The following is a 23,562-nucleotide window of genomic DNA, read 5'->3' as shown; positions in this document are numbered from 1 at the left end:
TCCAGCACTTCGAATGATCCGGCAGGAGGTGGCTGCAGGCAGACTTACACGACCCAGCTTTGCAGCACTATTGCCTTGAGAACGCGGCGTCGAATGAGGCACCGGGTGGGTCGAACGCAAGCCGCCTGACAAACTCCAGAGCTTCAGGTGCGCCAATCAGGCGATCCATGCCGGCGTCTTCCCACTCGACTGAAATCGGTCCTTGATACCGAATTGTGTTGAGCATTCTGAAGGATGCCTCCCATGGAACATCACCATGCCCCGTTGAGACGAAATCCCAGCCGCGACGGGGGTCCGCCCACGCCAGATGCGAGCCCATCCGACCATTTCTCCCGTTGCCCACCTGACGGATGGCATCCTTGCAGTCGACGTGATAGATGCGGTCCTTGAAATCCCAAAGGAAGCCGACAGGGTCAAGGTCCTGCCAGACGAAGTGACTCGGATCCCAGTTCAACCCGAATGCCTCTCTGTTCTCAATCGCCTCCAGCGTTCGCTGCGTGGTCCAGTAATCGTAGGCAATCTCGCCGGGGTGTACTTCGTGGGCGTACCGCACTCCGAGCTTGTCGAATTCGTCGAGGATGGGGTTCCAGCGCTCGGCAAAGTCGGAGTATCCCCGATCTACCGCATCTTGCGATACCGGCGGGAACATCGCGACGTACTTCCATATTGAGGACCCGGTGAAACCGACAACCGTACTAACGCCGAGTCGACTTGCAGCCCGCGCCGTAAGGACCGTTTCCTCAGCCGCGCGTTGTCGGACGGACTCAGCCTGGCCATCGCCCCACACCCTGGAGGGAAGTATCGCCTTGTGCCGATCGTCGATTGGGTCATCGCAGACGGCTTGCGTAGCGAGGTGATTCGAAATCGCGAAGACTTGCAGGTTGAGTCGGTCGAGCAACCTGCGCTTTTCAGCGACATAATCATCGTCAACGGCCGCCCTTGAGACATCGAGATGATCCCCCCAGCAAGCAATTTCTAGTCCGTCATAGCCCCACTCGCTCGCGAGTGTAGCTACTTTCTCAAATGGCAGATCGGCCCACTGTCCGGTGAACAAAGTGATTGGACGACTCATTACAACTCCTTGCTCGCGGGCGGGAAGGTAACTGCTGACCAAGTTCCATTCGAACCAGAGCTCGTCTCGATTGCATGAAGAACGCGTTGAATCTGCAGTCCATCGTCGAATGAGGGCGATGGCATCCGTTGCTCGGAGATGGCGAACACGAGATCCCTCGCTTGATTGCTGAAGCTGTTCTCATATCCGAGCATGTGACCCGGCGGCCACCAACCGTCGAGGTACGGATGCTCCGGATCAGTGACCAGGATTGTGCTGAAGCCCGCCGTGCGCGGATCGGTCGTTGCATCGAAGAAGCGGAGCTCGTTCATTCGTTCCAGATCGAAGGACAGCGACCCGCGGCTGCCATTTATTTCGATTGTCATGGCATTCTTGCGCCCAGCAGCCATACGTGTGGCCTCGAACGAGCCAATTACCCCGTTCGAGAACTGAGCGGTGAAGAGAGCCGCATCGTCAACGGTTACTGCGCCGCGGTCCCCCGATGCGCGGCCACTCAGACCCTTGCTCTCACCAAGTTTGGGGCGTTCACTAACGAACGTCCTGAGGTGGCCCTGCAAGTACTCAATTCTTGATCCTGTGACGAACTGGGCCAAATCAATAATGTGAGCTCCGATATCTCCGAGTGCTCCAGAGCCCGCGAGGCTCCTATCCAGCCGCCAGGTGAGCGGTGATTCCTCGTCGTTGAGCCAATCCTGCAGATACACTGCACGAACATGACGAATGTTCCCTATCTTCCCACTCTGAACCATCTCCTGTGCTAAGAGCACTGCCGGTACGCGGCGGTAGTTGAACCCCACCATGCTGAACGTGCCGCGCTCTGCGGCTCGGGCGGCTGCTTCGGCCATGGCCTCGGCTTCGTCCAGTCCGTTCGCGAGCGGTTTCTCGCAGAGTACGTGCTTTCCTGCATCCAGCGCAGCGATCGCGATCTCCGCGTGAACATTCCCCGGAGCGCAAATATCGATGAGATCGATGTCGTCTCGATCGATCAGGTCCTGCCATCTGGTGGTCGAATCCACGAAGCCGAATCTGTGCTGCGCCGCCAATACCTGCTCAGGATTCCTGCCCGCGATCGCGACCAGTTCCGGTGCCATCGGAAGACTGAAGGCCCTGGGTGCCGTTCTCCAACCTTGAGAGTGCGCGGCACCCATGAAGCCGTACCCGACCATTCCAATACGCAATGTCTTTTGCATGCGGTGATCTCCTAACGTCGAAGGTGCTGCCGTAACTGCTCCGCCTGTGACCGATGCTGCGGCTGTGATGGGATCAGAACGCGAGGCCGCGCGGCTCCTTGCCGAGCGGGGCCTCGTGCGGGTCGACCAGCGCGAAGTTGTTTGCCTTGTACTCCTCATAGTCGAATGCCTCGCACTCGTCATAGCCGATCCTGTGATAGTCGTAGAAGCCATCCCAATCCTCGTAACCATCACCGAGTGAGTGCTCGAGGAACGCGTCTGCCATCGCCATCGCCAATCGTGGAGCAGTGAAGAACGCCCCGATCGCCAGAACATTGGCATTGTTCGCCGTCGCCGCCCGTCGAGCAGTCGGCACGCTCTCACACACAGCGGCATGAACATGCGGGCACTTGCTCGCTGCTATGTGGATCCCCATCCCGGAACCACAGAATATGAGTGCCTTCTCAAAGAGTCGCTCCGAGATCTGCGAGCCAACCAAGAATCCGACTCGGTGATACATCGGCAGCTCAGTGTTGAATGGCGTGAGGTCAGTTACGCTCCAACCGCGCTGATCAAGGTGGTGCTTCACCGCCTCCTTGAGCGGAAACCCCGCGAAATCCGCGCCGACAACGACGTGCTTATTTTGGGCGGTCTTCATCATTCCTCCACTTGTTATATTTCTTGTGAATCTGGACAAGTATCTATTTCTCGGCAACCACCGTCCATCACGCACTACATTTTTGACAGCGGCGCCATCTGTGGCCGGGTCGTCGTCGTTTCGAGTGTGACACGGTGCCCGGCCTGCGCAGAGTCCAGAAGCGCCGTGATTACCTCCAGCGTGTGAAGGGCAAAGCGCCCCGAGGCCCGGGAGTCCTGGCCGCGGGGCGTCGCGATTAGGTCGAGGAGCCCAGCGCCCCGCGAGCCGTCGATCAAACCAGCCGAGGGTGCGACTGTCTCCCATGCCGAAGCACCGAGGCGATAGACCTGTGCGGCCCCGGCAAAGTGATTGGGGTCCGGAACAGAGAGGCTTGCGAGCTCCCCATGAACCTCGATGCTCCCCGCGAAGGTTGACACCGAATCGAAACTTGTCGTCAGGGTGGACAGCACTCCGCCCTCGTGCTCGAGGACCCCGGTCACATGAGTGTCGACCTCAACGGCAACACGCTCTCCGGCGCGTGGGCCGGTTGCGATCGTGCGCTCGCCCCGCAATCTGCTGCCAGCGCCAACGACCGCTGTCACTGGTCCGAGCAAGTGAACGAGTGCGGCGACGTAGTACGGCCCCATATCGAGGAGAGGTCCTCCGCCCGCTTGGTAGTAGAAGCCCGGATTAGGATGCCAGCGCTCATGGCCGGGCGAGGCCATCACTGCAGAGGCGGCGAGCGGTCTCCCGATCCCACCGCGATCGACCACGGCGCGAGCGGTCTGGACACCGGTACCGAGCACGGTATCTGGCGCGCATCCCAGGCGCACTCCCGCGGCATCCGCCTCGGCGACAACGCGCTTCGCATCCGCAAACACCGCGGCAAGCGGCTTCTCGCCATACACGTCTTTGCCCGCCGCGATAGCGTCCAGAGCGATCTCCGCGTGTGCGCCCGGGTTGGTCAGGTTGAGGACGATGTCGACTTCGTCGCTCGTAAGTAGTTCGGCCACCGTCACCGCTCGCGCATGAGGCAGCCAATCCGCGGCGGCGATGGCCCTCGCATGGTCTAGGTCGGAGACCGCCGTGACCCGCACGTCGTCGCGGGGAAGCAATGTCTCAAGGTACTGGCTCGAGATTACTCCGAGCCCGATGATCCCGATGCGGTGCGAGTCGCCCACAACATCCCCCTCTCAATGATGGTGCGTATGGTTGGATGCTCGAGTACGTCGATACTGTGGCCCGGAGTCACAACAGCGATACGACCCTTTCCCCACTGTCGCGTCCAGACGACGGGAGACACGATCGGTCGATGCCACGGGTGCCACGCCGGCGCGGGGTGGGAGGTCGTCGCGAGCACGTTGTTGAGGTTGTCGTGCAGCACCCAATACTGCTCGGTGTGAAGTTCGAAGTCCTCAAGGTCGAACGTCATCGGATGCGAGCGTCCGAGTTCGGTGAACTCCACCATGTAGTCGAGGAAGGTGTTGGCTTCTCCGTCAACAAGGAGCTCCGGAGAAGCCGCGGGGTGTGCGGCGAACTGTCCCCCCACAAGCTGGAGGTAGTCCGAGGAGTTCCGGTACGAATCGGCGATGCCGCCGTGCCACCCTACGAGACCCGTGCCCGCCGCGATCGCCGCACGGAGTCCCTCAAGGGCCTCGCGGGTGATCTCGGACATCGTCGTTGATTGCACGATGAGATCGGTGGACCGCATGACCGTGATGTCGGCGTAGACCTGCGGTGACTCCTCAACCCGAACGGCGTACTCGTGTTCCTCGAGGAAGGGAATGAACAACTCGGTAGCCTCGACCGGATTATGCCCGTCCCATCCTCCTCGAACGACGAGCGCCGACCGTCTCACCGCGAAGCCTTCCCGCCAGTGAGGGATTCAAACGCGAGGAACGTGAGCGAATTCGTCGGGGCGCGCCACGTGCCCGTGGCTCCCGGGTCGACCGCCGCGACGTAATCCGTCATGGCTTCAGCGCAGGAACGCGGCGGCGACGCCCGCGTCCACCGGGATGTGCAGCCCGGTCGTGTGGGAGAGGTCGGGGCCGGTCAGTACGGACACGGCATTGGCAACGTTCTCGGGCAGCACCTCGCGCTTGAGGATGGTGCGCTGCGCGTAGAACTTGCCGAGCTCCTGTTCATCGACGCCGTAGGTCTTGGCGCGGTTGGCGCCCCAGCCTGCGGCGAAGATGCCAGAGCCGCGCACCACCCCATCGGGGTTGATGCCGTTCACCTTGATGCCGTGTTCGCCGAGTTCGACGGCGAGCAGTCGCACCTGGTGGGCTTGGTCGGCTTTGGTGGCGGAGTAGGCGATGTTGTTGGGTCCGGCGAACACGGAGTTCTTCGACGCGATGTAGATCACGTCGCCGCCCATGCCCTGCTCAATGAGCACGGGCGCGGTCGCTTTCGAGACCAGAAAGGAGCCTTTGGCCATGATGTCGTGCTGGAAGTCCCAGTCTTCCTCGGTGGTCTCCAGCAGCGGCTTCGAGACGCTGACGCCGGCGTTATTGACGACGATGTCAATGCCGCCGAACGCGAGCACGGCGTTCTGGACGGCCCTTTCTACCGCGGCCGCGTCGGTCACGTTAACCTGCAGTCCGATCGCCACGTCGGAATTGCCGATCTCGGCCGCCGCTTCCTGCGCCTTCGCGAGGTCGAGGTCGGCGATGACGACGCAGGCGCCGTCCGCGGCCAGCCGGGTAGCGATCGCCTTACCTATTCCTGATGCCGCGCCGGTGACGAGGGCGATGCGCGTTGCGTGAGACTTCGGTTTGGGCATCCGAGCCAGTTTGGCTTCTTCGAGCGCCCAGTATTCGATGCGGAACTTCTCGGCATCACTGATGGGTGCGTAGCTCGAGATGGCTTCGGCGCCGCGCATAACGTTGATCGCGTTGACGTAGAACTCGCCGGCGACACGCGCGGTCTGCTTGTTGGCGCCGTAGCTGAACATGCCCACGCCGGGCACGAGCACGATGAGCGGGTCGGCGCCGCGCATCGCGGGAACGCTCTCTGAAGCACTCGAAGCGAGCTTCGCGTGCTTGTCGTAGTACTTCGTGTAGCCCGCGCGGTACTCCTCGTGCAGCTGCTTGAGCCGCTCGATCGACTTCTCGACGGTCGCGTTCGCGGGCAAGTCAAGCAGCATGGGCTTGACCTTGGTGCGCAAAAAGTGGTCAGGGCAGCTCGTTCCGAGCTCCGCCAGCCTGGGGGCGTTGGCGGATGCCAGAAAATCGAGCACCACATCAGAATCCGTGAAATGGCCGACCATGGGGCGGTCATGTGATGCGATGCCGCGGATCATCGCTGCAAGCGCCGCGGCCTTTGCTCGACGTTCAGCGACCGGCATCGCCGCGTTCTTCGCGATCGTGCGACCGAACGGCGCCTTCTTGCCCTCGGAAGCGATGTAATCTTCCGCGGTCTTGATAACCCAGAGGCTGTTCTTCTCCGACTCCTCGGACGTCTTGCCCCACGCGGTGATGCCGTGGCCGCCGAGGATGCAGCCGATCGCGTTCGGGTTCGCTTCCTTGATCGCGGAAATGTCGAGCCCGAGGTGGAAACCTGGACGACGCCAGTCCACCCAGACGACCTTGTCGCCGAAAGCCTTTTTGGTCAGCTTCTCGCCGTCTTTGGCAGTCGCGAATGCGATCCCCGAGTCAGGATGCAAGTGGTCGACGTTTGCGGCGTCCACGAGTCCGTGCATGGCAGTGTCAATCGAGGGGACGGCGCCCCCCTTGCCGTGCAGGGCATAGTCGAACGCGGCCACCATCTCGTCTTCGCGGTCGAGGCCGGGGTAGACGTCGACGAGCGCGCGCAGGCGGTCGACCCGCAGCACGGCGAGGCCGTCTTCCGTGAGGGTTCCGAGGTCTCCCCCGGAGCCCTTCACCCACATCAGCTCGACGGGCTCACCCGTCACGGGGTCGATCTCGGTGCCCTTCGCGGAGGTGTTACCGCCCGCGTAGTTGGTGACCCGCGCATCGGAGCCGAGGCGGTTCGAACGAGCGATCAATTCGGCGACAATGGGGTGCGTCAATCCGGCTCTCCTAACTGTACTTGGCGACGAACGTAAGTATATGACACGTTGGGTGAATTATCGCATAAGTTAACATTCAACTGCAATGGTCACATCTTCCCGCTTCTCTAGCCAGGGGATGGCCGGTACAGAGTCGGGGGGGATGAGGATTCGACCCGCTGACGAAGGGCAGGGAGCGAGTCGTGCTCTCCGCGGTCTAAGCGGTATTGCAGGATTGCGTTCCCGATCGCCGCGGCCTCGACCGGTCCCGCCAATACCGGGAGTCCTGCCCGATCGGCTGTCAGTTGGCAGAGGAGCCTGTTGCGCGCGCCGCCGCCGACGAGATGGATCGTTGTGGGCTGGATTCCGCAAAGGTCCGCAAGCGAACGGACGCTCCGGGCGAACGACTCAGCGAGGCTCTCGAGCACACACCGCACGAGGGCAGCAAGGCCGTGAGGGGCGGGTCGACCTCGGCTGGTCAACCACTCTTGAATGGCGCGACGCTCCCCGCCGACGCGGAGGAAGATGGGGTCTTCGACGTCGAAGACCGCCGCCGCTGGCAGTGTGACTGCCTGTGCCATCGCAAGCGCGTCCTCAATCGAAACGTGCTGCCCCTCCGAACTCCAATCGCGCAGCACCGCCGTGAGGATTCCGAGTCCCATCACATTGGTCTGAAACCGCACGCGATCGTCCACTCCACGCTCGTTCGTGAACCCCGCCTTCCGTGCCTCCTCGGTCAGCACGGGCCGCTCGAGTTCGGTACCGGTCAGTGCCCACGTGCCGCATGAGATGTAGACCGACCCGGTCTCCCGCAGGGGCGTCGCGACCACCGCCGAAGCGGTGTCATGCGACGCGACCATCCGCACAGGCGTTTGGCGGGTGAACGCTCCCGCTGACGGATCAAGCAGGCCGAGTTCATCGCCAGCGCTCTTGAGCGGCGGGAGTATTTCCGGTGGGAGGCCGATCTCGCCGATAATCGAAGAACTCCACTCCCCACTGTTCGCGTCGAGCAGGCCGCTCGTTGATGCGATGGTGCGCTCGGTGCCGATCTGGCCGGTCAGCCAGTATCCAATGAGATCCGGAGTAAAGAGGAGACGATCCGCCCTCTCGAGCAGACCGGACTGACGATCCGCGACCAATTGGTAGACGGTGTTGAAGGGAAGTGCTTGGAGGCCGTTGCGTGCATAGAGGTCTGCCGGGGTGATGGCCGCATGAACCTCGGCCTGTGCCTCGACCGTCCTCGGGTCGCGGTAGCAGAAAGGAAGCTCGAGCAGCTCGCCATCGCTCAGCAGACCGTAGTCTGCCCCCCACGTGTCGATTCCCACGCTCCTCACCTCGGGATCGACGGCTGCCAGATGCCGCAAGCCAACCCTGACTTCGTTGACCAGGACGTGCGAGTTCCAGCGGAGCCCGGTGGCAGTGGTGATGGGCTCGTTGGCGAACCGTCGGCACTCGGTTGTCGAGATCGACTGTGGAGAAAACTCCACTCGGATGACGCGACCCGAACCCGCCCCAAGATCCACCGCCCCGTATGCGACTCTCATGGATCCAGCACCTCGCCGCCGCCGGTCTTCTACGGTTGTGATTCTGCGCCGATGAGGTACGGCCCGCCGACAACTCGAACACTGTCCAGTCCGATTCGTCCCTCCTCGCACATCACTGCTACACCGCCGTTATCGAGACCCCCACCGACGTCGTCGATGGAGAGCAGTACCCGGTCGCCCGCAGTCGCGGTGATCATGGATCCGGCAGCGCGAACCCCCAAGGTCTGAGACTCGTACAGCTTCCACGGAAGCGATGCTGTACCAAGTACCGTTTCGCCGTTCTTGACACGGATGAGGCTCACGGTGCCGTCATCTGCCCACCGCAACAAGTAGTGTCGCCGAAGTCCCTGGTACCGAACCGCAAGACCGGTCGAGCGGGCAAGGTGCGGGGTGAGTGTGGCAGTGACCTCAATGTCGGTCCACTCGCGAGTGCCCTGCGAAATGTAACCCCGACCCGTGTTCTGAATGAGGCGCATCGGCTCTGGCCAGCCGGGACCCCATCCCTCGGTGAATTCATCCATCGAACTGACCCACGCGCGTCGCCAGACACTCGCCGCAGGCGACGGGCGCGTGAGTTCGATCAGCGGATCACCGCTCCACCCCAGGGAGTCCACGTCGAGCTCCGCCGGCCGGTCCGCGTTAATCGCGACACCGACATAGGCGATCGGCTCGCTCCCTGATCCGGGCACCACCCAACTCGACGACACCGTGCGGCCCGGTTCGATCGACACGCTCGGACCCTCGACCATGACAAGCTCGTCGTCCGGTCCGTATCGCGCGATCACGATCTTGGCACGAACGGAAACAGGATTAGTCGACGGTGCCACGAGGGATGCCGTGATCGCCTGACCGGAGTAGAGCGTCGGTGAGGCAATGAGTCCATACCCGGGCTGACTCAAGAGCTCAGGGGGAATGAAGGTGGGCGTGGTGACGATCATCTCACCTCCCTCCGGAGAGAACGAGAGGCGCAGCATCCGGGACAGTTCAGAGTCCTCGTCGGCCACATTGCGTAGTTCTCCTGTACCGCGTCGGATCTCGAACCCCTGGACGGCCCCAGGGAAGCTGAAGTGGAACCGTGCCCCACCCTTCGGATGCCAGGCAGATTGACCCGCCATCGCGCGGCCGATGTTGGCGACGATGACAGCCTCCCTTACCGCGTCGGTGACGCAGCGACCACCCTCGGCTGTGGGCACGAACATCCGATCAGCAATTGGGCCGCGCCAGTCGCGGGCGCTGGCGAAGGCGCCGAGACCGAGCATGATCCCCAGCAGGCATCCGAGATTGCCTGAGTTGCAGTCCGTATCCCAGCCAGCTGTGTTCACGATCATCATCGAGGTGTCCCAGGACCCGGCTCCGTACAAGAGCGCAAGGATGATGAGGCCGTGATTCGGAACCACGTGAACGTTTCCGCCGTAGGTGTGGTAGCCGTACTTCTCTTCGAGAAGTGCGAATCCGCGCCTCCAATCCGGCTCAGCCGCGTGCCACTCGCGAATGTCTCGGATCAACTGAGCGATCGTGGAATCTTCGGGGATAACTGCGAGCGCAGTTTCGAGAAGCTCGCCGATGTCCGCCGTGAGGAACGCCTGAGCTTCCATAGCGGCGAGTGCTTGGGCCGCGATGACAGCTTCGCCGTCGTGGCTCACGCGTGCCGCCTGGGCGGCGAGTTCGGCGGCTTTGTCCGGCTGGCCGGGCAGCACCATCGCCCAGCCGTCGATGAAGATCTGTGCACCGATCTGCTCCGCCACGACGGGGCCGTTTAGTTCAATCGATCCGCTCAGTGGTGCCGGGACTCCATCTTTCAGCCGGAGGAAGGCGGTGTGTTCGGTCGAGTTGCCCATGCCGCCCCACCAGAGGATGTTCTTCTCCTCTACGAGACAGTTCATCCACGTTTCGCCCACCATCGCCGATGTGAGTGCCAGTGTGTTCCCGTTGTCGGGCAGCGCCTCAAGGAAGGCGAACGTTCCCGAGATGTCGTCATCAACAACGATGAGCGGCACTCCGACACGATCATGGACGTAGTAGTCGATGTCACCGAGCTCGCGCTCGATTCTTTCGTTGAGCCAGCCCTCCACTGGGCGTCCGAGATAGACCCCAATGATTTTGCCCAGCACTCCTGCGTAAACTCGTTCGTCGTAGTCCGCAGGCAGCTCAGAGTCACTCATTCCGATCCCTCTTTTTCCGTGTCGGTGGCTTCGCTCTCAAGGTCTCTCCACGAATACTGAGGCCGGTAGTTGAGAACTCGGCGTGCTTTGTCAATCGAGAGGAGCGTGTCGTGGTCGCCGAGCCCCTCGGCGACGGGGGTCTCCGAGAACTCCGCGGCAATGAGCTCGGAGTTGGGTCGGCTCATGACCGTGTCAGACGCTGCCACGATGAACACGTCGAATCCGCGATCTGATCGACCGAGCGCAAGGACCACAGCAGAGGCTGCGTCTCGCGCGTCAACATAGCCCCAGAGGTTCCATCGACGCAGCTGAGGGTCGGCGTCATAGCTAGGAAACTCGGGGTACCAATCGGGATTGATGACATTGGACAAGCGCAGGGCCGTCATCGTCAGTGCTGGATTCCATTGGCAGAATATCGTCGCCATAGTCTCTTCGAGGACCTTCACCATCCCATACGTCGACTCAGGGCGGGGCGCGAACTCCTCCGTCACCGGGATTCCGAGCGGAGGGGTGGTGAAAGGGAGGCCCAGCACGGTCTCGCTCGAGGCGAACACGACGCGATCAATGCCGAGAACCTTGGCGGCGAGGAACACGTTATGGGTCGCCACGATGTTGTTCTGGAAGGTACGGCTACTGGTCGTGATCCCCGGCGCGGGAATGGCCGCGAGGTGCACGATTGCGTCAACGCCATCGTAGAGCCCGTCGACACCGCTGAGAGCCTCAAGGGTTTGGCCGAAGTCGGTGACATCGATGTCGACATAATGGGCGCGGGATTCGTGACCACGCACTCGATCGATGGCGACGACATCCCATCCTGCATCGAGCAGCGCCTCCACGCAGAACCTGCCCAGTCCGCCACTTGCTCCGGTCACCGCGACTCGAGACATTCTTGTCCTTCCGTTATGTTTCGCGCAGGGCAACCTGCACTTCTTTGTTATCTCCTGTGAAAAATAACGGATTATGACCGGATTGACAAGTCTCCGTTACAACACTTCCGCGTGGGCACGAAGTTCCGTGAGTCGAGGATCATCAGGATCAAGCTCGGTCACGATCACGTCTATTGACGAGAGCGGCAGCGCTCTAACCATCGCTTTCGCACCAACCTTCGTCGAGTCCACCGCTAGCACGACCTTTCTAGATGCGCCGGCCATCGCTCTCTTGATCTCGACTTCGGCGACCGTGGATTCACTCGAGCCGCCCACGATATCGAGGCTCATCGCTGACATGAAGCACGTGTCGTAGGCGAAGCCTTGGATCGCCGCCACAGCGATAGGCCCCACCAGGCTGACGTTCTGCTCCTCCGACTCGCCTCCCGACAGGAATGCCCGGATTCCCCGACGGCCCTTGATTTCTTCAAAAGCGGCGAGGCCATTTGTCACCACGAATAGACGCTCGACATCTCGCAGTATTTCTGCGAACTGAAAAATGGTGGTGGAACCGTCTATTGCGATCGATGTGGACTCCCGCATCAGCGGCAGTAGTTTTTGGGCAATTCTCCTCTTCGCTTGGAGATTCCTGCCTTGACGCTGTCGGAAGTCCTCGGGGCCGACGAACATCACCCCGCCACGCACTCGACGCGCGACTCCGTCGCTCTCGAGCACGAGAAGGTCACGCCTGATCGTCATCGGATGCACCTCGAGCAGTTCCGATGCGTGTTCATAGGTGAGAAAACCCATATCGCTGAGCAGTGCAGTCAACTCTTTTCGACGTACTTCAACCGACAATGTCGCAGTCATTTTCATGGCCTCCATGCTTCGCGCTGCCGTCGTCAGGCAGCCTACAGCTCACTCCGGTTCATTTCCTCACGCACATAAGTCGATTGCCCAATCTGCGATTGAATGCTACTTTTCACAGAAGTTATCTTCTTCTAGCGCGGAGGCACTCATGCCACCAAAATACCCTGCACTCGTTGAACTCGCGCGCGCCCTCGGAGATAGTTCTCTCGATCTCGTGGTGCTCGCGGAGGGCAACGTGTCGGAACGGACGGGTGAGTCGACGTTCGCCGTCAAGGCTTCAGGTCGCAGCATGGCCAACGCGGACGAACGCGACATGGTCGAGCTGAGCATGGACCCCCTTCTCGCGCTGCTCGACGACGCGAGCGCCGATGACGCGACCGTGGCGGCAGCTCTTGCGGAGGCGAAGATGAAGCCTGACGCTCCGATGCCTTCAGTGGAAACCCTCTTGCACCTGGTCTGTCAGCAACTTGACAACGTACGCTTTGTCGCCCACACCCACCCCGTCGACGTGAATGCCCTCTTGTGCTCAGTCCAGCCGACCGCCCTTGTCGACGGGACACTGTTTCCCGATCAAGTGGTGGTGCTCGGCAGCCATCAGCTTTTGGTGCCATATGCCGACCCTGGCCTCCCATTGGCCAGGATTGCTCGCCAACTCATTAAGGATCATGTCGCAACACATCGCACCAATCCCAAAGTAATCTACCTACAGAACCACGGGATGTTCGCACTCGGACAAAGCGCGAATGAGGCGTTCAATATCACCGTGATGGCTCGCAAGGTCGCCCGAGTCACGCTCGGGACACTCGCTGCTGGCGGTCCCGCTTACCTGTCGGACCATGCTGCGGAACGGATCGACTCTCGTGAGGATGAAGTTGCAAGGCGCGCCGAACTTCTGAGGGCGCGGCTGTGACCAGCCCCAGCTCCGAGAGCGAGTGAGATATATGCAGCACCGACGGCTTGGTCGATCCGGGCTTTTCGTCAGCGAGATGTGCCTCGGGACCATGACCTTTGGCGCCGAGACAACTGAGCGGGAGGCGCATTCAATGATGGACTCGTTCGTGGAGGCCGGCGGGAACTTCATCGACACCGCAAACGCCTACAGTTCGGGGGTCAGTGAGGAGATCATAGGGTCGTGGCTGCGCAGCCATCGTGGAGCACTGGCTGATCGAATGATTATCGCCACAAAAGCGCGCTTCCCAATGAGTTCGGATGTCAACGACAAGGGCGCATCACGCAGGCATCTGACCCGAGCGATCGAGGCTTCCCTGCGAAGACTAAAGGTGGAGACGATCGACCTCTTCCAACTTCATGCCTGGGATCCTCGCACCGAACTAGACGAGACACTATCGGCTCTCGAGCGCGCCACCGACTCTGGGAAGATCCAGTACTACGGACTCTCAAACTTCGACGGGTGGCAGATCTCCAAAGTAGTGATGACTTCCCTGCTCCAAGGCGGACCTCCGCCCGTAAGTATGCAGCCTCAGTACAGCCTTGTGGCCCGGGAGGTTGAATGGGAGATCCTCCCAGCTGCGAGGGATTCAGGGCTCGGCATTCTGCCCTGGAGCCCACTGGGCGGAGGGCTACTGACCGGCAAATATGACCGAGACTCGCCCATCCCCCCGACCGGGCGTCTCGGACACCTCGCCTCAGACTCAACCGGCACAAAGTCGGCAACTGTTGCCGAACACTCGTGGAAGATTCTCGATGCCGTGCGCGCAACCTCGCTGGAGTCTGGCATCCCGATCGCCTCCGTGGCGCTGGCGTGGCTCCTGAATCAGCCCGGGGTCAGCAGTGTCATCGTCGGTGCTCGTGACCGGACACAGTTGGCCGAGAGCCTCAAGGCCGTGCGGAGCACCCTATCGCCGGACGCCCTCGCGGTGCTGAGCGCGGTGAGCGAGCCAACGGCGGCCGACTACCCCTATGGTACTCGCGGGCGAGAGCAGCACGAGCGTTAGCGAGCGCTGCTCAGAAGGAAAGCGGTGACCGCCCGGCGCTGCAGGGCCTCGCTCACCCCGCAGGCGCAACCCCAGCAGGAAGGACCCCACTATGCAGCAGCGAAACCTTGGCCCCCGTTCCGTCTCAGCGATCGGACTCGGCGGCATGCCCATATCGATCGAGGGCCGCCCGGACGCAAATCGCTCGATCGCGACGATCCACGCCGCTCTCGATGCCGGCATCACGCTCATCGACACCGCCGATTCGTACCATCGCGACGCCGGCGAAGTCGGCCACAACGAGGACCTCATCGCACGCGCCCTGCGCGCCTACGGTGGCGACACATCTGATGTCCTCGTGGCGACTAAGGGCGGACATCTGCGCCCCGGTGACGGCTCCTGGACACAGGACGGCCGCCCCGAGTACTTGAAGCAGGCCGCAAAGGCCTCCGCCCACCGGCTGGGAGTCGAGACGATCGGTCTCTACCAGTTCCACCGTCCCGACCCCCTCGTGCCCTACGCCGACTCGATCGGCGCGATCCGGGACCTCCTCGACGAGGGCGTCATCCAACTCGCGGGTATTTCCAACGCCACCGTCGCGCAGATCGATCAGGCGAACGAGGTACTGGACGGCAGGCTGTCTTCCGTCCAGAATCAGTTCTCGCCGGCGTTCCGCTCGAGCTTCACCGAGCTCGCGCACTGCGCCAACCTCGGCATCGCATTCCTGCCATGGTCACCGCTGGGCGGCATCACCCATGCGGGGCAGATCGGCGCCCGACACGGCGTATTCCAGCAGATCGCTGATGCGCACGGCGTGAGTCCGCAGCAGGTCGCACTCGCGTGGGAGTTCGCGCTCGCGCCCGTCGTCATCCCGATCCCCGGCGCCTCCCGACCAGAGAGCATCCTCGACTCGATCCAGGCAGTGGATCTCGTTCTCGACGACGATGAACTGACTGCCCTATCAAACGACGCCTGAGCCCTAAGCACCCCACCCTCCCACACAGAAAGAACATCCCATGAAATCCATTCCTGTCGGCCCTGCGGGACTGACCGCCCCCAACGTCGTCCTCGGCCTGATGCGGATCGCTGACAAGAGCGACGACGAGATCCGCGCACTCGTCTCCACGGCACGCGACGCCGGCATCAACTTCTTCGACCACGCCGATGTTTACGGCACACGAATGCACGAATGCGAGGAGCGCTTCGCCAACGCGGTGCGTATCTCAGCCGCGGAGCGCGCTGAGATCACGATCCAAACAAAGGCAGGCATCGTGCGGGAGGGCCCGTACTTCGACTTCTCTTACGAGCGCATCGTGTCGAGCGTCGAGGGGTCGCTGCGTGCTCTTCAAACCGACTACATCGACATCCTCCTGCTTCACCGGCCCGATGCCCTAGTCGAACCGGACGAGGTCGCTCGAGCATTCGATGAGCTCGAGGCCGCCGGCAAAGTACGTGCGTTCGGCGTGTCCAACCACACCCCACGCCAGATCGACCTGCTCAAGACCGCGGTGAATCAGCCAATTGTCGCGAACCAACTCCAACTGTCGGTCACCCACGCGCCGACCATCGCCCAGGGCGTGGCGGCCAACATGCACGGGCTGGACCAGTCCGCGACCCTGGATGGCGGCGGCATCCTCGACTACTGCCGCATCAACCGCATCACAGTGCAGGCCTGGTCGCCGTTTCAGGCCGGCTTCTTCACCGGCGTGTTCCTCGGCTCGCCCGAGTATGCGGAACTCAACGCCGTCATCGACCGACTCGCGGCACACTACGACGTGCCCCCGATCGCGATCGCCACCGCGTGGATCACACGTCACCCCGCGCAGATTCAGGTCGTCCTCGGCACGACTACACCGCAGCGGGTCGCGGATGCTGCGCAGGGATCGGACGTCCCTCTCACCCGCGCCGAATGGTACGAACTGTTCCGCGCGGCAGGCTACCGCGTTCCGTAGCGCATGGCGCACGCACTCATGCCTCGTCGGATAGCGCCGCGCGCTGACGAGTCAGTCGCCCGAAGGCAGGGCTGCACGGGTGCCTACCCCATGTCAAGCATGAACTCGCAGCTCACCTGAAATTAGATCAAGGAGATGGCTTAGAGCCAGAATGGCATTCGAGGAGTCAGGACTGCTGAACGGATTATCGACAAGTTACGTGGAGTGCCGGATGGTGCTGCTGGAGGGATGTTCACCATGGTAAGTAACTGTCCGAAAGGGTTCCGAGACGACGTGGTCGCTGTTGCGCGGCGTCGTGAGAGGGGAGTGACAATCAAGCCGATGTCGAAGATGGCAACCGCCCCAGTTTCACAATCGTGGAGTCCGCCGAGCTGCGTGAAGCGCGGAAGCGGATCCGGTTTCTGGAGCAGGAGAACGAGGTCCTGCGTCGTGCGGCGGCGTATATGTCGAACTGGGACGCCCCCGCGGAACCCCCTACTTTATGGGATGAACCGAGTAGATTCAGGTAGTCACGCGCACGGGAACGATGGCCGGCGCGCCGCTACAGAGTCGAGAGTCCTCACCGATGCCCTACACTGATCGAGATCTCGACGACCTTCGACGATACCGGCCATTGGTGCACGAACCTGATGACTTTGACCTGTTCTGGGCGGGAACGCTGAGGTCAACGCGCGCTGCCGCCGGGCCCCTGCAACTCGGTTTCATTGACAGCCCGATCACCGAACTCGAGATCATCGACGCGACCTTCAGCGGATTCGACGGTGAGCCGGTGCGCGCGTGGATAGTTCGCCCGCGCGACACTGTTCCGCGCACCGCGATCATCGAGTTTCAGCCTTACGGCGGGGGCCGCGGACTGCCCGGCGACCACTTGAAGTGGGCGGCTGCGGGGTTCGTGCACGTCATCATGGACACGCGTGGGCAAGGAAGCGCCTGGGGCACTGGTGGTGCGACTCCCGACCCCCACGGATCTGGCCCGGCAACCTCCGGTTACATGACCCGCGGCATCGCTGACCCTGACACCTACTATTTTCGTCGCGTGTTCGCTGATGCTGTCCGACTCATCGACGACGTGGCCTCGCTCGAGGGTGTCGTGAGCAGTCAGATCGTTCTCACCGGCGCCAGCCAGGGCGGGGGAATTGCTCTTGCCGCCGCGGCGCTCTCAGATATTCCCGTCGGCGTCATGCCTGACGTTCCGTTCTTGTGCGACTTTCGCAACTCAGTGGGCCGAACCCCGTTCGAGCCCTTCACCGAAATCACCCGCTATCTCTCGGTGCATCGCGATGCGGTCGATCGTACCTTCCGCACCCTGTCGTACTTTGACGGCGTGAACTTCGCACGGCGAGCACGTATTCCCGCGCTGTTCTCGGTGGGCCTCATGGATAACACCGTGCTTCCCTCGAGCATCTTCGCCGCATTCAACGCCTATAAAAGCCCCGACCGCGACATCGAGGTCTACGAATTCAACGGCCACGAGGGCGGCATGACGGCGCACTGGCTGCAGCAGGTCGACTGGGTCCGCCAAAGATTCGTTGGCGCCTGACACGTGCGCGCGGCGCGACACCGTCGATTTCGAGGGCGCCCAGGCTGGCGGCAGTTTCCGTCACGACGGCCTTTTGGCGGCGGCCTTCGAGCGTTGACTGAAATTGGAGGTGGTCACCCATGGGTGAAATGGTCTGGTTCTGCATGGTTAGCCTGTCTGTGACGTGGGTGCCGGCAGGGTGCCGGGTGTTGCGCCGATGTCTGCAGGATCGGCCAGGAACTGTGTGAACGCCAGCTCCGCGGCCCCGATCATCATCAGGTCGGAACCGAGCGCTGCGCGGTAGATCTTCACCTGGCCCGCGGGGCCGTCCATTGCCTGGGATATAAGCATTCCGTCCAGTGATGCCGGGGCGAGCGCATGCAGCGTGCCCAGGAAACCGTCGAGGACGATCACCTCGGGGTTGAAAATGTTCACAGCATTGCGCAGGGCGATACCCAGGAAAGTGAGCTGGCGTGTGACTTCCTCGTTCACCTCGGCGCTGTTGCCGCTACTGAGTGCCTGTTCGAGGTCGGCGGTGTCGCCGCTGCTCAGGCCGGCCAGTTCGAGGAGGCGGGACTGGGAGACTTCGGTTTCCAGGCAGCCCGTGGCCCCGCAGTGACAGGTCTTGCCGGCGGTGCGGACAAAGGTGTGTCCGAGTTCGCCCGCGTAGCCGGAGGCCCCCTTGAGCAGATGCCCGTCGGCGATGATGCCGGCGCCGATGCCGCTGGCGCCGCCGTTGAGATAGATCAGATTCCCCTGCCTGGCGCCGGCACCGAAAATAAGCTCTGCTTCGGCACTCAGGGAGGCGTCGTTGGCGGCCTGGCACCGGTAGCCGGTTGCCTCACTGAGCATCCGGGCAACCGGCTCGTTGCGCCAGCCCAGATGTGGTGCGTGCCGCACCACGCCGTCGTCGCGGTTCACCAAACCGGGCACGGCCATGCCGATGCCGGTAATCCGGTAGGAGGCATCCAGCTCGGACCGCATCCCGGCGATCACCGTGGAAGCGATATTCACGGCTTCTCGGGCGCTCGGAATCCGTTCCGTTTCAAAGCGGATCTTCTTCTGCACCTTCCCGCATAGGCCTACCAGGCCTATGGTGACAGCGTCGATTTCCGGATTGACGGCCAGCGCCGCAATCGACGGGCTGGGATGGACATCCGGACTGGGCCGGCCCACCTGACCCTCGCCGGCGGGCGCCGTTTCATAGACCAGCCCCAAGGAGATGAGTTGTCCGATCAAGGTTCCGACGGTGGAACGGTTCAGCCCCGTTTGCCGGGTCAGTTGGGCGCGGCTGAGGACGCCGTGGTGATGGACGAGGGAGGTCAGCAACGACAAGTTGTTTCGGCGCGATGGGTCTGGCTCGCTCGCCGACGCGGAAGGAGTACGTGGAGGCATCATCGTGACACTATCAGCGGCCGAACACCCTGCGGTCCAGGAATGCGTTGCGGAATTTTTCGGACGGGTCTAGCCGCCCGGCCAATGCGGTGAAGTCGGCAAAGCGGGGATACAGCGGGGCGAGGCTGTCGGCGCAGCCGTGGAACAGCTTGCCCCAATGCGGCCTGGCGCTGAACGGGGCCAGCTCCGCTTCAAGACGGGGCAGGATGGCCTTGACCGCCGGCTCGTTCTGGCGCCAGGTGAAGTGCAGGCCGATCCCGTCACGGCCGTAGTTAGGGCTCAGCCACAGCTGGTCCGCCGCTATCGTGCGGATTTCCCCGACCAGAAGCAGGGGAGTGACGATCTCGGAGAGGCTCCGCATCGTGCGGATGGCCTCCACGGCATGCTCCCGGGGTATCAGGTATTCGCTCTGAAGCTCGTCGCCCTTGCTGGGTGTGAATTCCATCCGGAAGTGGGCGAGCCGGCCGGACCAGGGCCCGGGAACGCCGAGTTGCTGGGTGCAGTTGCTTCCGGACACTCCGGGAAGCGGGTGCCGAGCGTCTGTGGCCGGCGTCCCGGAGAGGAATTCCGGCCATCCGGTGTGCCGTACCGCCTCGTCGGTCCGGCGCTTGAGCCATGCCTGGCCCACCGTTTCCCCGCTCCAGTTGGTGAACAGGCTCACGCTGTAGGCTGAGGACATCACTTCGTCGAAGCGCTCCAGGACCTGTTCCCAGTCGAGGCCTTCAAAGACACTCTGGGCAATGTCGAAGCTGGGTTCAATGTCCAGGGTCAGGCGGCTGACGATGCCCAGTGCGCCCAGTCCCACCACCATTCCGGCAAAGTCGGCGTCGCCGCGGCGGGTCGTGAGGACGCTGCCGTCGGCGGTGGCCAGCTCAAGCGCCGCCACGGCGGTTGCGAGATTGCCGTTGCTATCGCCGGAGCCATGCGTGGCGGTGGCGACCGCCCCCGCCACTGAGATGTGCGGCAGCGAGGCGAGGTTGTGGAGGGCAAAGCCCTGGCACTGGAGCTCTGCCGCGAGCGTACCGTAGCGCGTACCGCCGCTGACGGTGACTGTCATGTTCTGCCTGTCGACGCTGATGCCGGCGTCGAGCCCGTCCAGCACCACCAAGGTCCCCGAAGTGTCTGCAATGTCGTTAAATGAATGACGGGACCCCAGCGCTCGGATCTTCCCGGCGCTGGCCACCAAATCCTGCAGTTCCGCCACGCTGGACGGACGGGCCATCCGCGGTGCCTGGTAGCTGTAGTTTCCCGCCCAATTGCGTTCCGTCACCATCTGATCAATCACGATTGAATCCTTCACTCCGGGGTCTCGCGGTCTGATTTCGATGTCCAATTTGCTGTTTTGCACAACATATCAGTATTCCGCTAGAAAGTGCGGGATATTCTGCCCACTCGCTTCTGAATGAGCGGTTGACATCATGGAAATCCATAATATGTTTGTGTCTAGAACAATTCATTCCGTTTCCCCCCCCCAACACCCGCACCTACCTTCGGAGCATTCAATGGCGATTCAGCCCACCCGTGATGACAAGTTTTCCTTCGGTCTCTGGACAGTGGGCTGGGAGGCCCAGGACCAGTTCGGCTCCGCCACCCGCCCGCCGCTGGACACGATCGAGGCCATCAACAGGCTCAGCGACCTCGGCGCGTACGGCATCACCTTCCACGACAACGACCTCTTTCCCTTCGGCTGCTCCGCCGCAGACCGCCAGCGCGAAATCGCCCGTCTGACCGGCGCGCTAAAGGCCACCGGGATGGTTGTCCCGATGGTCACCACCAACCTCTTCAGCCACCCCGTCTTCAAGGACGGCGGCTTCACCAGCAACGACCGCGGCGTCCGGCGCTTCGCCCTGCGCAAGGTACTGGACAACATCGACCTCGCCGCCGAACTCGGTGCAGAAACCTTCGTCATGTGGGGTGGCCGCGAGGGCAGCGAATACGACGTCGCCAAGGACATCCGCGGCGCCCTGGAACGCTACCGCGAAGCCGTGAACCTCCTGGGCGACTACGTCACGGACAAGGGCTACAACATCCGGTTCGCCATCGAGCCTAAGCCCAATGAACCCCGCGGCGACATCCTCCTCCCCACCCTGGGCCACGCCCTGGCGTTCATCGAAACGCTGGAGCGCCCCGAACTCGTGGGCATCAACCCCGAAACCGGGCACGAGCAGATGGCCGGGCTGAACTTCACCCACGGCATCGCCCAGGCGCTCTACCAGGGCAAGCTGTTCCACATCGACCTCAACGGTCAGCGCAGCATCAAGTTCGACCAGGACCTGGTGTTCGGCCACGGCGACCTGCAGAACGCGTTCTCCCTGGTGGATCTGCTCGAAAACGGGGGCCCCGACGGCGGCCCCGCCTACGACGGTCCGCGCCACTTCGACTACAAGCCCAGCCGCACTGAGGACATCGACGGTGTGTGGGACTCCGCCGCCGCCAACATGCAGACCTACCTGCTGCTCAAGGAACGCGCCGAGGCCTTCCGCGCCGACCCCGAGGTCCAGGCCGCCCTGCAGGCGTCGCGGGTTGCAGAAATCAGCGATCCCACGCTCAACCCGGGCGAAGGGTACGAGCAGTTGCGCGCGGACCGCTCTTCCTACGAGGACTTCGATGCCGACGCCTACTTCGGCGGCAAGGGCTTCGGATTCGTGAAGCTGCAGCAGCTCTTCATCGAACACCTGCTCGGCGCCCGCTGATACCGTGACGGCCGCTCCCATGACACTTGTTGCCGGCGTCGACTCCTCTACCCAAAGCTGCAAGGTGGTGGTCCTGGACGCCGGCAGCGGCACGCTCGTCCGCGAGGGCCGGGCCGGCCATCCGGACGGAACGGAAGTCCACCCGGACCACTGGTGGCAGGCTTTGTCGGCAGCGTTCGACGACGCTGGCGGGCTGGCGGACGACAGCGCGCTATCGGTGGGGGGCCAGCAACACGGCATGGTGCTGCTGGACCACGCCGGCCACGTGGTGCGGCCGGCACTGCTGTGGAATGACACCCGATCGGCGGGGGCAGCGGCCGCACTCACCGAGGAAGTGGGGGCGGAGGATTTTGCCCGACGGACCGGTCTGGTCCCCGTGGCATCGTTTACCATCACGAAGGTCCGCTGGGTCCGGGACCACGAACCGGAGCTGGCGGACCGGGTGGCGGCCGTTGCGCTGCCCCATGACTGGCTGACATGGCGGCTCCGCGGTTACGGCCCGACAGGGTCCAGCCCCCTGGGCCCGGACCTGGAACAGCTCACCACGGATCGCTCGGATGCCAGCGGAACAGGCTATTGGAGCCCCTCGGCCGGTGCGTACGATCTTGACCTGTTCGAGGTGGCCTTCGGTCGGGACGCCAGGGAGGCCGCTGGGAAAGCCGTGCCGGAGGAACCGGGAACCGTGGTTCTGCCCCGGGTCCTCGGCCCCGGGGAAGCTGCCGGAGGGATCCACCCGGACTGCTTCGGTTCCCCGGCTGAACTCCCAGGCCAAGCCGGTCCCGGGCTCCGGATCCTGCTGGGTGCCGGTGCCGGGGACAACGCGGCCGCCGCTCTGGGGCTGGGCGCGGAGCCTGGCGACGTTGTGGTGTCCGTGGGCACCAGCGGCACGGTGTTTTCGGCGGCATCGCGGGCCGTTGCCGATCCCAGCGGAACGGTGGCAGGTTTCGCGGACGCCAGCGGGGAGTACCTGCCCATCGCAGTCACGCTGAACGCCGCGCGGGTGCTGAGCTCCGTGGCCGGCATCCTGGGCGTGGATTTCGATGAACTTTCGCGGCTTGCCCTTGATGCTGAACCTGGCGCCGGGGGCGTGGTACTGGTGCCGTACTTCGAAGGTGAGCGCACGCCCAACCTGCCGCACGCCAAAGCCAGCTTCCACGGGCTCAGCATTGCCTCCAGCACCCGGAGCAACATTGCCCGGGCCGCCATCGAGGGCATGCTGTGCGGACTGTCCGGGGGACTGGATGCCCTCCGTGCCGAAGGCGGTCCGGCAATGCGCCTCCTTCTGATAGGCGGCGCCGTGCAGAACCCCGCTGTGCAGGCCATCGCGGCGCAGGTCTTCGAGCTGCCCGTGGTCATCCCCAGCCCCGGGGAGTACGTGGCCCGGGGCGCGGCCGTCCAGGCAGCCTGGGCTCGCAGCGGCCAGCGCCCCGCATGGCCCGTTGCGGTGGACGCCGCGCCGGCGCCCGACTTCCGGCCGGTCATCAGGGAGAACTACATGAGGGCGAGCGGTCACATTGACCCCGGAAACTGAGCCGCTGCTTGCCGGAACGCCGTTGATTGCCACCGGTCACCAGGACCCGCTCCGGGCATCCGGCAAGCCTGTCCGCTGGGGCGTTGTTGCCAGGGGGGCAGGATCGCGTCCATCGCCGCCAGCGACCTGGCCCTGCTCGGCATGGACCACTTGGTCGGCGCACCCCAGGCCCTCGCGCTGGTCAAGGAACTTGCCGCCATCATGCCGCC

At 63.1% G+C, this 23,562-nt stretch carries 19 protein-coding genes; 7 read left to right on the top strand and 12 right to left on the bottom strand.

Going from position 1 to position 23,562, the window contains the following annotated elements; genetic code table 11:
• Positions 1–67 precede the first annotated feature (67 nt).
• The 10 genes from IWX78_RS15610 to IWX78_RS15565 form a co-directional block, all read right to left on the bottom strand.
• A complete protein-coding gene (locus IWX78_RS15610) occupies positions 68–1,072 on the bottom strand; it encodes a sugar phosphate isomerase/epimerase family protein (protein ID WP_196834557.1) in 1,005 nt (334 codons plus the stop codon).
• Positions 1,072–2,262 carry a Gfo/Idh/MocA family protein gene (locus IWX78_RS15605; protein ID WP_334684796.1) on the bottom strand — a complete coding sequence of 397 codons (1,191 nt, stop codon included), beginning with the start codon at positions 2,260–2,262 and terminating at the stop codon, positions 1,072–1,074. The genes IWX78_RS15610 and IWX78_RS15605 overlap by 1 nt, the downstream gene beginning before the upstream one ends.
• Positions 2,263–2,335: 73 nt before the next feature.
• A complete protein-coding gene (locus tag IWX78_RS15600) occupies positions 2,336–2,902 on the bottom strand; it encodes an RpiB/LacA/LacB family sugar-phosphate isomerase (protein ID WP_334684795.1) in 567 nt (188 codons plus the stop codon).
• Positions 2,903–2,973: 71 nt separating this feature from the next.
• Positions 2,974–4,059 (bottom strand): Gfo/Idh/MocA family protein, encoded by a 1,086-nt coding sequence (locus IWX78_RS15595; RefSeq protein ID WP_196834556.1) that lies wholly within the window; start codon positions 4,057–4,059, stop codon positions 2,974–2,976.
• Positions 4,017–4,736, bottom strand: coding sequence for a ThuA domain-containing protein (locus IWX78_RS15590; protein ID WP_196834555.1), 720 nt, complete (start codon positions 4,734–4,736; stop codon positions 4,017–4,019). The genes IWX78_RS15595 and IWX78_RS15590 overlap by 43 nt, the downstream gene beginning before the upstream one ends.
• Before the next feature lie 117 nt (positions 4,737–4,853).
• Positions 4,854–6,908: a bifunctional aldolase/short-chain dehydrogenase gene (locus tag IWX78_RS15585; protein ID WP_196834554.1), complete on the bottom strand. Its 2,055-nt coding sequence runs from the start codon at positions 6,906–6,908 to the stop codon at positions 4,854–4,856.
• A 107-nt stretch (positions 6,909–7,015) separates the two neighbouring features.
• A complete protein-coding gene (locus IWX78_RS15580; protein WP_334684794.1) occupies positions 7,016–8,431 on the bottom strand; it encodes a rhamnulokinase in 1,416 nt (471 codons plus the stop codon).
• 29 nt (positions 8,432–8,460) lie between these two features.
• Positions 8,461–10,593 (bottom strand): ADP-ribosylglycohydrolase family protein, encoded by a 2,133-nt coding sequence (locus tag IWX78_RS15575; RefSeq protein WP_196834552.1) that lies wholly within the window; start codon positions 10,591–10,593, stop codon positions 8,461–8,463.
• Positions 10,590–11,480 carry an NAD-dependent epimerase/dehydratase family protein gene (locus IWX78_RS15570; protein WP_196834551.1) on the bottom strand — a complete coding sequence of 297 codons (891 nt, stop codon included), beginning with the start codon at positions 11,478–11,480 and terminating at the stop codon, positions 10,590–10,592. Before IWX78_RS15570 ends, IWX78_RS15575 begins: the two co-directional genes overlap by 4 nt.
• A 96-nt stretch (positions 11,481–11,576) precedes the next feature.
• The gene (locus tag IWX78_RS15565) at positions 11,577–12,335 is read right to left on the bottom strand and encodes a DeoR/GlpR family DNA-binding transcription regulator (protein ID WP_196834550.1); all 759 of its coding nucleotides are present in this window, start codon (positions 12,333–12,335) and stop codon (positions 11,577–11,579) included.
• 142 nt (positions 12,336–12,477) lie between these two features.
• On the opposite strand from IWX78_RS15565, the gene IWX78_RS15560 reads away from it, so the two are divergent.
• The 5 genes from IWX78_RS15560 to IWX78_RS15540 all read left to right on the top strand — a co-directional run bounded on the left by IWX78_RS15560 (position 12,478) and on the right by IWX78_RS15540 (position 17,755).
• Complete coding sequence (locus IWX78_RS15560) at positions 12,478–13,239, top strand: class II aldolase/adducin family protein (protein ID WP_196834549.1); 762 nt, start codon at positions 12,478–12,480, stop codon at positions 13,237–13,239.
• 31 nt (positions 13,240–13,270) lie between these two features.
• The gene (locus IWX78_RS15555; RefSeq protein WP_196834548.1) at positions 13,271–14,284 is read left to right on the top strand and encodes an aldo/keto reductase; all 1,014 of its coding nucleotides are present in this window, start codon (positions 13,271–13,273) and stop codon (positions 14,282–14,284) included.
• A 91-nt stretch (positions 14,285–14,375) separates the two neighbouring features.
• Positions 14,376–15,239, top strand: a complete 864-nt coding sequence (locus tag IWX78_RS15550) for an aldo/keto reductase (protein ID WP_196834547.1) — start codon at positions 14,376–14,378, stop codon at positions 15,237–15,239.
• 40 nt (positions 15,240–15,279) lie between these two features.
• Complete coding sequence (locus IWX78_RS15545; protein ID WP_196834546.1) at positions 15,280–16,215, top strand: aldo/keto reductase; 936 nt, start codon at positions 15,280–15,282, stop codon at positions 16,213–16,215.
• Between the two features lie 565 nt (positions 16,216–16,780).
• Positions 16,781–17,755: an acetylxylan esterase gene (locus tag IWX78_RS15540; protein ID WP_196834545.1), complete on the top strand. Its 975-nt coding sequence runs from the start codon at positions 16,781–16,783 to the stop codon at positions 17,753–17,755.
• A 147-nt stretch (positions 17,756–17,902) separates the two neighbouring features.
• On the opposite strand, the gene IWX78_RS15535 is transcribed toward IWX78_RS15540, so the two are convergent.
• Together IWX78_RS15535 and IWX78_RS15530 are read right to left on the bottom strand one after the other, a co-directional pair.
• Positions 17,903–19,063 (bottom strand): ROK family transcriptional regulator, encoded by a 1,161-nt coding sequence (locus IWX78_RS15535; protein ID WP_334684793.1) that lies wholly within the window; start codon positions 19,061–19,063, stop codon positions 17,903–17,905.
• A gap of 79 nt (positions 19,064–19,142) precedes the next feature.
• The gene (locus tag IWX78_RS15530; protein ID WP_196834571.1) at positions 19,143–20,402 is read right to left on the bottom strand and encodes an FAD-binding protein; all 1,260 of its coding nucleotides are present in this window, start codon (positions 20,400–20,402) and stop codon (positions 19,143–19,145) included.
• A gap of 229 nt (positions 20,403–20,631) precedes the next feature.
• Here IWX78_RS15530 and xylA point away from each other — a divergent pair, with 229 nt between their 5' ends.
• Together xylA and IWX78_RS15520 are read left to right on the top strand one after the other, a co-directional pair.
• Positions 20,632–21,822 (top strand): xylose isomerase, encoded by a 1,191-nt coding sequence (gene xylA / locus IWX78_RS15525; RefSeq protein WP_196834543.1) that lies wholly within the window; start codon positions 20,632–20,634, stop codon positions 21,820–21,822.
• A gap of 19 nt (positions 21,823–21,841) precedes the next feature.
• Positions 21,842–23,353, top strand: coding sequence for a xylulokinase (locus IWX78_RS15520; RefSeq protein WP_196834542.1), 1,512 nt, complete (start codon positions 21,842–21,844; stop codon positions 23,351–23,353).
• Positions 23,354–23,562: the final 209 nt, after the last annotated feature.

Source organism: Mycetocola sp. CAN_C7, assembly GCF_015752285.1.
Taxonomy (GTDB): domain Bacteria; phylum Actinomycetota; class Actinomycetes; order Actinomycetales; family Microbacteriaceae; genus Mycetocola_A.
This window is presented reverse-complemented; position numbering and strand designations above follow the sequence as displayed.